General features: G+C 40.5%; 11 protein-coding genes. 2 read left to right on the top strand and 9 right to left on the bottom strand.

Going from position 1 to position 11,405, the window contains the following annotated elements; genetic code table 11:
* Nucleotides 1–141 precede the first annotated feature (141 nt).
* Nucleotides 142–585, top strand: coding sequence for a DUF29 domain-containing protein (locus H6G92_RS04840; protein ID WP_190891289.1), 444 nt, complete (start codon nucleotides 142–144; stop codon nucleotides 583–585).
* Between the two features lie 117 nt (nucleotides 586–702).
* On the opposite strand, the gene H6G92_RS04835 is transcribed toward H6G92_RS04840, so the two are convergent.
* The 9 genes from H6G92_RS04835 to H6G92_RS04795 all read right to left on the bottom strand — a co-directional run bounded on the left by H6G92_RS04835 (nucleotide 703) and on the right by H6G92_RS04795 (nucleotide 10,715).
* Nucleotides 703–1,506 carry a peptidase gene (locus tag H6G92_RS04835; protein ID WP_190891287.1) on the bottom strand — a complete coding sequence of 268 codons (804 nt, stop codon included), beginning with the start codon at nucleotides 1,504–1,506 and terminating at the stop codon, nucleotides 703–705.
* Nucleotides 1,507–1,516: 10 nt separating this feature from the next.
* Complete coding sequence (gene secG, locus H6G92_RS04830) at nucleotides 1,517–1,750, bottom strand: preprotein translocase subunit SecG (RefSeq protein WP_094328436.1); 234 nt, start codon at nucleotides 1,748–1,750, stop codon at nucleotides 1,517–1,519.
* A 128-nt stretch (nucleotides 1,751–1,878) separates the two neighbouring features.
* Nucleotides 1,879–3,477, bottom strand: coding sequence for a 2,3-bisphosphoglycerate-independent phosphoglycerate mutase (gene gpmI, locus H6G92_RS04825; protein ID WP_190891285.1), 1,599 nt, complete (start codon nucleotides 3,475–3,477; stop codon nucleotides 1,879–1,881).
* Nucleotides 3,478–3,698: 221 nt separating this feature from the next.
* The gene (locus H6G92_RS04820; protein WP_190891283.1) at nucleotides 3,699–5,384 is read right to left on the bottom strand and encodes an ABC-F family ATP-binding cassette domain-containing protein; all 1,686 of its coding nucleotides are present in this window, start codon (nucleotides 5,382–5,384) and stop codon (nucleotides 3,699–3,701) included.
* A 155-nt stretch (nucleotides 5,385–5,539) separates the two neighbouring features.
* Complete coding sequence (locus H6G92_RS04815; RefSeq protein ID WP_190891280.1) at nucleotides 5,540–6,334, bottom strand: Rpn family recombination-promoting nuclease/putative transposase; 795 nt, start codon at nucleotides 6,332–6,334, stop codon at nucleotides 5,540–5,542.
* Nucleotides 6,335–6,368: 34 nt separating this feature from the next.
* Nucleotides 6,369–6,866, bottom strand: coding sequence for a hypothetical protein (locus H6G92_RS04810; RefSeq protein ID WP_190891278.1), 498 nt, complete (start codon nucleotides 6,864–6,866; stop codon nucleotides 6,369–6,371).
* 145 nt (nucleotides 6,867–7,011) lie between these two features.
* Nucleotides 7,012–9,699: a DNA methyltransferase gene (locus H6G92_RS04805; protein WP_190891276.1), complete on the bottom strand. Its 2,688-nt coding sequence runs from the start codon at nucleotides 9,697–9,699 to the stop codon at nucleotides 7,012–7,014.
* A gap of 73 nt (nucleotides 9,700–9,772) precedes the next feature.
* Nucleotides 9,773–10,231, bottom strand: a complete 459-nt coding sequence (locus H6G92_RS04800; protein WP_190891274.1) for a DUF29 domain-containing protein — start codon at nucleotides 10,229–10,231, stop codon at nucleotides 9,773–9,775.
* A 121-nt stretch (nucleotides 10,232–10,352) separates the two neighbouring features.
* Nucleotides 10,353–10,715, bottom strand: coding sequence for a helix-turn-helix domain-containing protein (locus H6G92_RS04795; RefSeq protein WP_190891271.1), 363 nt, complete (start codon nucleotides 10,713–10,715; stop codon nucleotides 10,353–10,355).
* Nucleotides 10,716–10,955: 240 nt separating this feature from the next.
* On the opposite strand from H6G92_RS04795, the gene H6G92_RS04790 reads away from it, so the two are divergent.
* Entirely contained in the window at nucleotides 10,956–11,402 is a 447-nt protein-coding gene (locus H6G92_RS04790; RefSeq protein ID WP_190891268.1) for a hypothetical protein, read from the top strand.
* Nucleotides 11,403–11,405: the final 3 nt, after the last annotated feature.

The following is an 11,405-nucleotide window of genomic DNA, read 5'->3' as shown; positions in this document are numbered from 1 at the left end:
AGACAGTGGCTTGGACATACTCACCTGTTAGACTAGGTGTCATCATAAAGTCATAAAATGTAAATCATTCTCGGCAAAAATTAATATATTAGTTAATATTAAATAATAAATAACAGTAAATTAAAGCTACGTAATCAACAAATGACTACAATCCTCGACATAAAAACATTATATGAATCCAATTACCTGCAATGGTTAGAGGAGACTATTAAATGTCTCAAAAATCGACAATTAGCAGACATTGACTATGAAAACTTAATAGAAGAATTGGAAGATTTGGCTAAGAATGAAAAAAGGCGAGTAAAAAGTTTATTGGAACAAATTATTAGACATTTATTACTTTATCAATATTGGGATTTAGAAAAGCCAAGAAATGCTAACCATTGGGCTGCGGAAATTATTAGTTTTCGTAATCAAGTAAATGAAGATTTAAGTGCCAATTTACGCAAACATTTAGAGGATAATTTCAGCGTAATTTATAGCAATGCTTTAGATTATGTTAAGACTAAAACAAAGCTAACTAATTTACCTGAATTATGTCCTTATACCTTAGAGCAAATTTTGGATAAAAATTGGTTGCCTTAATCTTAAATTTTGATTCTTTACGCTAAACATATTCATGTGTATAACTTGTAGCTAGTTTCTACAAAACGCGAACGTAGGATTTTTAAGTAAAAGTAATCATATTGATCAATTAATCTTTTAATTCTCCACTAAAGACCATCCTAAACTGGTTGGCTGTTCATAAACCCGCTTTAAAGTATTTATATCTCTGGGAGAAATAGGCGACGGGTTACGAACTTGGGAAAAGTATAAAGCATCAGTTTGTAGCGGACTATGACCCCAAATTCCCAGTGCATGACCGAATTCGTGGCGGGTAGCGGCAATCAGATACTCACCTGTTTGACTGGGACTTAACAAGATGGTGAAGCGGTGGGATAAAACTTTGTTGGTGGTGTATAACTCGTAAGTAGTTTGTGCTGATCGCGCACGGGGTATATTACTACTAGGGGAAATTTGTAGAGGTGGCGCTTTTCGCACAATGGTAATATCAGCAATTTTTGGCTGTTCGACTATTGTCAAAGGCAAATAAGTACTCCATTCTTGTACACCCTGTAAGACAGCGTTAATCCATGCTTGAGCTTGTTTTTCGCTAAGGGCTTGTGGTGGTTCTACGTAAACTCGAATGGGAAATTGCGACCAAACTAAATAACCTACTTGGCTTGTTGTGACTTGGGAAAAATAGTCACCGCTGTTAATGCTATCTTGCCACTCTGCAAGTTTGGGCGGTAAGGGATGGGGTTTTCGGGGAGATGATGGAGGGAGAGAGATTATTAAGTCTGAATATGCATGTTTTGGTATTATTGTAAACCCATCACTCGACTGGATATTAATAAAAAAGATTAACAGCCCTGTGCCAATAAACAAGGCAAGAGCTGTAATTAACCGTCGTGAAATTAAATTTATTAGGGTGTTAAGTATCGGGTGTTGGGTTTTTTTCCCCATTGACCTATCCTTATTTAGGCAGCCAACCAGCACTTAAAACTACTGTTAAACCGAGAAAAATTACTGTCAATGCCCAAGTAATTCGGTTTAAGGTGTTTTCTGCACTCTTGGTGCTGCTAAATAGCTGGGCTTGTCCGCCAATCGCTCCAATGCCATCACCTTTGGGGCTATGCAGTAAAACCAAGATAATCAAACCAGTGGCGGAAAACGCCCAAATGCCTTGCACGATATTAGTAACTGTCATGGTTGAATCTCATTTATAACAAGTTTTAAAAAACAGGAGTCAGGGTTGGGAGTTAGGAGTTAGAAAAGTTTTAATTCATCACTCTTCATTATTAACTCTTAACTCTTAATTATTAACTCCTAACTCTTTTACAGTCCTACTTGCACGGGTGTGCGAGTGCGTTGCAGTTCATAATCTGCTGTTTTCAGCAGCGATCGCCCGGTCATTTCTGGTGGCTGAGGTAGCTGTAAAATCTCTAGAATTGTGGGGGCGATGTCGGATAGCTTGCCATCGCTTCGCAGTTCGACATTTGTACCATATCCAGGGATTTTGACTTTCTCTCCTTCCACTAAGATGAAGGGGACTGGATTAGTGGTATGAGCCGTCCAGGGATTACCCCCATCATCTAGCATATACTCAGCGTTGCCGTGATCGGCAGTAATAATTGTTGTGCCGCCAGCTTTGATAACGCTTTCTAACAAGCGACCCAAACAGCGATCTACTGTTTCAATTGCTGTAATGGTAGCGTCTATTTGACCCGTATGCCCTACCATGTCTGGGTTGGCATAGTTAATCACAACTAGGGAATATATACCCTTTTGAATCGCAGCGATCGCAACATCTGTAACTGCTGCTGCTGACATCGCTGGGGCGTGATCGTAAGTTGCTACCATCGGGCTGCTTACCAGTTCCCGATCTTCTCCAGCAAAAGGTTCCTCCAGTCCCCCATTAAAGAAATAGGTGACGTGGGCGTATTTTTCTGTTTCAGCGGTGCGGAACTGATTCAGTCCATGATTGGCAATCACTTCTCCCAAAATGTTACTGAGATTCTGAGGCTCAAAGGCTACAGCCACGGGTAAGTCTGAATCATACTGTGTAAACGTGACAAAAGACAGTGGTGTAATTTGCTGTCTTTCAAAACCGTTAAATGTGGGACTGACCAAAGCTTGAGTCAGTTGTCTGGAGCGATCGGGGCGGAAGTTGAAAAATATCACTCCATCCCCTGGTTCTATTGCGCCGGGTGCAATTCGGATGGGGTTGATAAATTCATCTTTTACCCCTTCGGCGTAAGATTCTTGCAAGATTTCCACAGCCGTGCGATTATCACCTGTACCATCTTGGATCATCACATCATAGGCGCGTTTGACCCGATCCCAGCGGTGATCGCGATCCATCGCGTAGTAGCGACCGCTGAGGGTGACTATGCGTCCAATGCCTGTACGGTCTATATAATCTTGCAGCAGTGTGATTGCTCTTACACCGTCAGTTGGGGCGGTGTCACGACCATCGGTGATGGCGTGAATAAAAACTTCTGGAATTCGCTGGTCTTTAGCTAAGTCAAGTAGTCCGAATAGATGGGTAATATGCGAATGTACCCCTCCCTCAGAACAAAGCCCGACTAGATGCAGCTTGCTATTCCGAGAGCGAACTTCCTGGCAAATTTTGACGAGTGCTGGGTTTAAGGCAATAGAACCGTCTTCGACCGCATCAGAGATGCGTACCAGTTCTTGCGGTACAACTCGCCCAGCACCAATGTTCAAATGACCTACTTCCGAGTTGCCCATTTGACCTTCTGGCAACCCTACGGCTTTTCCTGATGTGCGAATGAGGGTATGCGGGTAAGCTGCCCATAAACTTTCCACAATGGGAGTTTTAGCAGCAACAATAGCGTTTCCTCGCTTTTCCTCGCAGTAGCCCCATCCGTCTAAAATGACTAGCACCACAGGAGCAACAGGTGCTTTGGTCATAGTAAAATTGCCCTTTACTTTTTGTAATACCCGAATGATACCACTGCTAAACCACGCCGCAAGTGAATTTTTGCTTATTAATTTCTTTTATGAAAGACTTTCAATTTTTTGAATAATTTTTTAAACTTTAGCAATTTTTCTGTAGTGTTGCTGATCGCTAATAACAAGTGATTACTTAGTAGTAGCATTTTAGCACTACTACTAAGTCTGTATTCGATCTATTATTTCTTTTTACTGGAAGATTTTGCAGCTTTTTTAGCAGCTTTTTCAGCAGCGATCGCAGCTAATTTTGCTTGTTCTTTTTCTTCGGCAATTTTCTGGAGATAGTAATGATAGTCTCCTAAGTAAACCCGAAATTCACCATCACGAATTTCGACGATTTTGTTAGCTACTTGAGAAATAAAGTAGCGATCGTGCGAAACTACAATTGCCGTACCGTCATAATTTTTGAGCGCTTCTTCCAGCATTTCTTTCGCTGGAATATCTAGGTGATTTGTCGGCTCATCTAAAATTAGTAAGTTTGCGGGACGTAAGAGCATTTTTGCCAACGCCAGACGAGCTTTTTCTCCTCCACTTAATGCCCCAACTGCCTTAAATACAGTATCACCTGTAAATAAGAAGCGTCCCAAAAGCGTGCGGACTTCTTGATTATCCCAGTCGGGAACTTCATCATGGATAGTTTCCATGACAGTTTTCTTCAAGTCCAAAGCTTCAGCTTGATTTTGCTCAAAGTAACCGGGAATAACGTTGTGATCCCCTAATTGAACGCTACCTTCTGTGGGTGGTTCCATCCCCATAATTACGCGCAGAAGGGTAGATTTTCCAGCACCATTGGGGCCAAGAAAAGCAATGCGATCGCCTCTTTCAATTAGCAGATTTGCTTCCAAAAACAAGATTTTATCACCGTAAAGATGAGTTAAATCTTTAATTTCTACTACCTCGCGTCCACTGCGGGGTGCAGGGGGAAAACGGAAATGTAGAGTTCTTACCCCAGCAATGGGTGCTTCAATGCGCTCAATTTTGTCGAGTTGCTTTTCCCGGCTTTTTGCCTGGGTACTGCGGGTAGCACTGGCGCGAAATCTATCAACAAAGGTTTGCTGTTTCTCTAATTCTTTCTGTTGGCGTTCGTAAGCACTCAGTTGTGCTGATTGACTTTCGGCTTTTTGTTCCAAATATGCCGAGTAGTTACCAAGGTAGGTACTGGAAACGCCACGTTCTGTTTCCACAATTTGGGTGCAGAGGCGGTCAAGGAACTCCCGGTCATGAGAGACTATTACCATCGGCGTAATCAGCCCTCTGAGATAATTTTCCAACCACTCAATGGTTTCTAAATCTAGGTGGTTAGTCGGTTCATCCAGCAGCAACAAGTCAGGTTTTTGCAGCAGGATTTTACCTAAACTCATCCGCATTTGCCAACCACCACTGAAGGCACTGACGAGGCGATCGCCATCTTCTAGCCCAAACCCCATTTCTGGTAAAATTTTCCCGATGCGTGCATCTAAGTTGTAACCATCCAAGGCTTCAAATTTGCGCTGCAAGCGATCCAACTTGTCGATTAGTCGATCCAGTTCATCTGGGTTAGCCGTTTCCATCTCTTGTGGGATGTGCGCCAGAGATAACTGTACTTCGTTGGCTTCTTTGAAGACAGTCCAAAATTCTTCTCTAACGGTGCGGGTAGGGTCTACTTCAAACTCTTGGTTGAGGTAAGCTATGTGTAAGCTATTAGGACGGATAATTTCGCCTGCGGTGGGTTCAATTTCCCCAGAGATGATTTTGAGTTGGGTAGATTTTCCAGCACCGTTGACACCGACTAAGCCAATGCGATCGCCTGGTTTAACTTCCCAGTTGATATCTTTGAGAACTTCGCCTGTGGGATAAATTTTACTTATATGTTCTAGTCGCAGCATTAAGTTTCTCTCAGGTAGGGAGTGGGTGGTTGAGGACGAAGTACTAACACCGCCTCTAATATTAACAAAAATTAACTATAAATTCGTCGTGAGAAAGTCGAGGAGGCGCAAACCAAATTTGGCTTGAGCTACGGATAAAATTTACCACATCTATCTTAAGGCTGACTTTGTGCTAATTGTCTGACTTCTTCGACACTCAAATCTAACGCCTCTGCTACTTGTTCTATAGTCAACCCTGCTGCCAACATTGCTGGTACTGCTTTGAGTTTCCCTTTAATCTCACCTTCTTCAACACCTTCCTGAAAGGCTTCCTGATAAAATCTGGTTTGCTTTAACTCGCTTAAGCTAAACATTTGCTCGATCTCCTCCCTACTCATTGCAGGAAATTTGTAAACCAAAATAGTCTCGATAAATTGTAATAATTGCTGCTGTTTTGGTGGTGAGCTTATCTCTGATTTGGTTCTGTCTATCAACTCCCTTGCTTGTGCGATCGCTATATCGTCGCTTGCAATTACTAATTTAGCAGTTGCAATGCCAATTGGAAGCGATGCACCTTCACCTAATTCATCCAAATAAATGCGCCTGACGCGCCCACTTGTGAAAAACTCACGGTAATGTTTGATATCGCCTGTATCTACATTCCTGTTTGGGTATAAAACCACAGCACCCCAGTCATTTAATGGTTGATTCTGACGGAGGTATAAACATATTTCTGCAATTAGCCGTGAATAAATTTCCCCATCTGCTTGAAATTGCACTTCAACAAAGTAAATCTGGTTTTCACTTCCTTGTGTAGGCAGAAACACACCATCGATTCTGAAGGCTGTTTGTTTGATTTCAACTGATGAAAATTGATAAAGGCTAGCTGATTCTGGAGGATTACCAATAAGTTCAAAAAAGATATCAGGGAATTCTTGAAACAGCCGATAAAAGATGATGTCTGTTTTCACAATTTTATATCATTTGAAAATTTTGATTTGCTGTTCATGTGTTACTTGTTTCTTCAGAACCATCTCGCACTTTCAGCAATTGCTCTTTTGCCATCCCTAATATACGTGAAAGTGGCGCTAACAAACTATCATCAAATGCTTCTCCAGCATAAATATTATTCAGTTCAGTGGGAGATAATTTAAAGGTATCGCAGAATTTAGCAAACTCCTGGTTACTCAAATCAAGCTCTTTTTGTCTGTCTCTAAGTAAAACTGCGATCGCTCTAGTTCCATGCTTCGGACGCTCACTAGTTTTTACATATTTTTCCATTAAATAATTGACTTTTCTGGTATCGCCACCGATTTTTTTAATTAAATCAGTACAAGCCATTTTCAGCGCTTTCTTTAAAACTTCTTCTTCATTTAAAGATTTAATAATTTCACTGGCATATTCTGGTTTAAAAAATCCCACCAAATTCCCTTGATGATAAACTGGTATATAAGGATTATTCGTTTCAAGTTGCCAATCTAAAGGCTCATTGCGTAGCGACATAGCTGCACCCCTAAATATTTTAAGATTGCACCATTTTAAAACCATTTACTCATTACCCGCCAGGGGTTATATTTGGTCTGATGGTTAATAGTGTTTATCGCCAGGAGTTTATAACTACTGGCAGAGTATTGAGCTACTTTATATTTCAGACTGGTGCCCAAGGGCCAATAACAGATTCTCCCTGTTTTTCTTTCTCAGCTAACTCTAAATTCAATTCCAAAAGTTTCTCTAAAATGTCGTCGCTAGAATTAAAACCATAAGCTTGCATCACTAAATTATCTAACTGTTCATGAAGTTTATAAAGCTGGCTAGTTGGCTCATCAAAAAAATTATTGTATAGCGTCGTAATTCCGCACCATTGGGTGTCCATTTGTCTAGTGCGGTATTGATGGAGTTCAACAGCTTTTGAGCGAATTTTTTCAATTAATTGAGCATCTATATTTTGGGGAAAGGAAAAGGTTTCAAAACAAGTGTTATGAGTGTAAGCAATATCTGCTTTAAGGGTAGATTTTTGAGCGTGCATCCAGGTACGATGAATTTTAGATGTCAGAATTCCAAAAATATAGAAATCATCAGAAGCAACAGCCTTAGTCTTATTACCTGAAAGCCATTCATGAGGACAAGGAATAAAAATTGCCCATTTTGATACTTCTGGAACAGCAAAGTAGCAAGCTAAAGAAGAAAGTGCATTTCTCATTTTGGGAGCATTTTCACCAAACTTCCACCAATTAATTCTCCTAACGTCTCTACGGTTTGTATCTCGTTCTGGCTTAACAGTAGCTTTAACGTATTCAAAAGGTAAGCGATAATTACTGGCTTCTTCAATATTCATATCGTTGAAATCAATAAGCCAACGAGCAGGCATAGCATTGATGTTTTTAGCCAGATTTGCACCCATTGAGAAGAGTTTGAGGACTTTTTTATTTTTTGGATCTATTTTTATCCACTCTTGTACCTGTTGATCGGTAATAATAAATCCTTTTCCCAGAGGAATTACACCTTGAAAGCATTTATTAAGATTTGCTTGTAATCGCACAGCCTGGGATACATCAATTGTTGATTTTAGTGAAGAATTTATTCTTGTAACTACTTGATTATCTAAATAGTATTTTTGAGAATTTTCCTTACTCCAATTAACAATACTGACATGAACTTTCGCTTCACCTAGCCAAGGTTCTGTAGAAACAGCCTCGTGAATATGACCACCATTTTTAGTAATATAATCTAACGCAGCAACTCTACTTTTTCCTTGACTAATTGAATTTGTCGCAACTAATCCCGCTCGACCTGTTTCATCAAGATGATCGTGAGCTAACCGAAACCAATAAGCACAGAAATCTATTGAATCTTTGACATTGGGGAATCGTTTAAAAACTTTATCTATATATTCATCACCTAAAGCTATTCTCAGATGCTTTCCACCCAAAAATGGTGGATTACCAATAATTGCATCAGCTTTCTGCCATTCACTAAATAGTGCATCCTGACAAACAATATTGTTATCTAAACTATCTAAAGGTAAAGCGGGTTCAGTCAACTTTAAATTATCAATCGCAATCTTTCGCGCAATCATCAACGTCACCCGTGCTAATTCCACTGCAAAAGGATTTGTGTCCATGCCATAAAATTGTTGTGGTGTGACAAAACCCATTTGAATTTGCTTATCTTCAGATTTCCGACGCTGTTTAATTGCATCTAACAGCAACATTTCAATCCGCTTAATTTCCTGATATGCCATATACAGGAAATTACCCGAACCACAAGCTGGATCAAGTACGCGATAACTTTGCAGTTCCAATTGCAATGTAGAAAGTTCAGCAATTGTGCCTGCTGCTTCAATTCTTTCTTCCCAATAGCGGCTAATCGTTGGACGGACAATTTTCATAATGTCCGCTTCTGAAGTAAAGTGAATTCCCCGCGCATGACGCTCTTTTTTATCCACCGTACCTTCAAACAAATTCCCAAAAATTGCTGGACGTACCTTACTCCAATTTTCTTTTGCTGATACATCCAAAAAATTCAATTCTTCCTTTGTCAACTCAATCGCATGAATCTGCGAAAATAACCCGCCGTTGAAATAATCGACATCTTTATAACGTCCCGCAGGTGTAATTCCTGGCAAATTCATTTCCCGAAATAAACCACCCAAAATATCATAGGAACTTGCCCCACTCATGCAATCCTGAACACAGGAAACAAACATATCACGCGGTAAAAGTTGCCTATCCTCCGCAAACATTGCCAGCACACATTGCAGGATGAAGCCCTGCGCTGTCAACTTCTCAATCCCGCGTTTTTCCAGTTCTAGCAGCAACTCTCCCATACGACGCGCAGCACGTTCTGTCACCTCTAGCTGGTTGTTACGGAAAACAGGAGTTTTGTCGCCAAACTCCATAAATGCAAAAGCTCCTGCCCTTTCTGGCAGTTGCTCCAAAGGTATTACATCAACTGGTGTATCCAATTGGATATCAAAGTCAAAAATCCAAAATTCGTCAAAATTGCACAACAACACATAACGCGGACGGTCTGGTACTAAGCGTGTCCAATAATCAAACGCTTGGGAATAATGCTTACTCAAATCCTCCCCGCGCTTCTTCATCTCAATCAACACGCGGGGTTTCCACACCAAATCAGCAAAACCAGTTTTACCCTTTTTGCTGCCTTTTTTAATTGCCTCTTCGTAACTGGCTCCCGCTTCCAGCGCTCCCTCATGCCCAAACGCCCGAAAGAATCTATCTAGAAAGGTTTGCGCTTCCTTTTTTTCCTGTCCCTTGATGTGCTGCTTACAAAAATTAACAAATTTATCTAGACTTTCAGGTGTCGCTGCTACCATTTTCTATTGGTGATTGCCTTAAGTATTTTTGGCAATTCCTATGTTATGAATTAATCAAGAAAAATGGTACTAATTATCCTTCCCAGTCTTGACGAGTATCGCACAGAAAATTGTCTGCGATCGCATCATCAAATAAATAAGGGCAATGCTCTGGAAAAGTTCGTAATGGTAAGTTAGTTTCTCGTAGCGCCAAATCCACTCCCGCTTCAAAGCCATCTAACAAAGCTTCTTCTATTCGAGACTTTAAGCTTGGGTTCTGTCGCAAATGTCTATGGATGGCGCGACGCTGTTCTCGAATTGTTAAAAACCAACTGCGAGAGCGTTGTTCGGGTTGAAACTCCCACTTCAAGAGATGACCGAGTAATACACTCAGACGACTCACGAGTTCCAGATATTCCTGTCTCCCCAAAGCTTGAATTTCCTCTTGCAGGTGTTGCCAGTCTAGTTCCATAACTAGCCTCTGCTCTAACGCTTTAGCCTGCTGCTGTGTCCAGCCATAGAAGTCTTGATCGTACAAAAAAGGTTTGTCCATAGGGTTGAATCTTGACAGCAAGAAACCACAAGCTAGTTTGATCCGATTTTGCGCTAAATCGCCCTTAAAAAATTTAATTACGAATTACGAATTACGAATTACGAATTACGAATTATTTTATTCAACTAGCCTTCGCTTCATCCCCAGATGTTTCAGCCACAGCCGCCAATCTATCTGCCGCAGCTTGCACAATCTGAGCCACTTGCGCCAAAGGCATGTGCTGGATTTGTCTAAGAATCAGACTCAAATCTGAGGTTTCTGGAATTGGCTTGCCATCAATGCAGCTAATTAACTCTTCCATTGTGTAGCCTGCTTTCGATGCGATTCGAGCCAAATTTTCTGTATCTGGAACCTTCACACCTTTTTCCCACATCTGAACAGCAGTAGCAGATACCCCCAAAAGCTTACCAAATGCTCGCTGACTCATTGAACCGCGAGCTAGTTTAATGATTTCAATCAGTTTTTGTTTGCTTTCGATCTTCACTGCTTATATAGCTAGCCAACTTTATTTACAAGTTTACTTTCAATAATACAAGTTTACTTTTATATTGACAGCCTTGTGTTTTAGTACTAAACTATATCTCTGGTTGTAAATCGGCAACTACAGGCATCAAGCTAGTAGAATAACCCATCTATCTTTAACCAACCCAAAAAACTTAGTTTGCTACGGCGGTTGTGCTAGTAGCTAGACTTTGCTGCGAAGAAATAATATCGAAGGTGCATCATGTTTCGCAAGTCACGCAAAATTAACCAATATCGCCGCAAAGGTAAAAATCTTATAGCCACTAATAAAATTAAACCAGAACAGTGGAACATTTCTGACACAGAAACCAAAGAAGCTTTAAAAGTTAAAGGCTACGATGTTAAGCAAATCAAAAAAATTCACCTTCTGAAACATCAAGTGTGTATTTCCTACTGGGATGCTAAAGGCAATATATGCAGCAGCTTTTTTAGCTACCGAATTTTTGCACGTTGGCAAGAAGAAGTGGAAAAATTAATTTATACCTGTGAAACCTTGAAGGAATGGGCAAAGTTAAATTACGTTATGAAGTACGAGTTTGCCTATTACCATTATCCCAGTGAAATAGAAGATATACTCCACACGATATTAGAAAACCACCTGTCTGTGTTAAAAAAAACAGTGCAACAAGTGGTTTTACAGAATATTTAACAA

Origin of the sequence: Nostoc foliaceum FACHB-393, assembly GCF_014698505.1 — a bacterium.
GTDB classification, from domain to species: domain Bacteria; phylum Cyanobacteriota; class Cyanobacteriia; order Cyanobacteriales; family Nostocaceae; genus Nostoc; species Nostoc foliaceum_A.
The sequence above is the reverse complement of the archived record's forward strand: the minus strand, read 5'-3'. Positions and strand labels throughout refer to the sequence as shown.

Excerpts from the sequence above, each read along its gene's own strand:
- H6G92_RS04805 (WP_190891276.1), bottom strand. The coding sequence starts at position 9,699 with ATGGTAGCAGCGACACCTGAAAGTCTAGATAAATTTGTTAATTTTTGT.
- H6G92_RS04810 (WP_190891278.1), bottom strand. The coding sequence starts at position 6,866 with ATGTCGCTACGCAATGAGCCTTTAGATTGGCAACTTGAAACGAATAAT.
- H6G92_RS04820 (WP_190891283.1), bottom strand. The coding sequence starts at position 5,384 with ATGCTGCGACTAGAACATATAAGTAAAATTTATCCCACAGGCGAAGTT.
- H6G92_RS04800 (WP_190891274.1), bottom strand. The coding sequence starts at position 10,231 with ATGGACAAACCTTTTTTGTACGATCAAGACTTCTATGGCTGGACACAG.
- secG (WP_094328436.1), bottom strand. The coding sequence starts at position 1,750 with ATGACAGTTACTAATATCGTGCAAGGCATTTGGGCGTTTTCCGCCACT.
- H6G92_RS04790 (WP_190891268.1), top strand. The coding sequence starts at position 10,956 with ATGTTTCGCAAGTCACGCAAAATTAACCAATATCGCCGCAAAGGTAAA.
- H6G92_RS04835 (WP_190891287.1), bottom strand. The coding sequence starts at position 1,506 with ATGGGGAAAAAAACCCAACACCCGATACTTAACACCCTAATAAATTTA.
- gpmI (WP_190891285.1), bottom strand. The coding sequence starts at position 3,477 with ATGACCAAAGCACCTGTTGCTCCTGTGGTGCTAGTCATTTTAGACGGA.
- H6G92_RS04840 (WP_190891289.1), top strand. The coding sequence starts at position 142 with ATGACTACAATCCTCGACATAAAAACATTATATGAATCCAATTACCTG.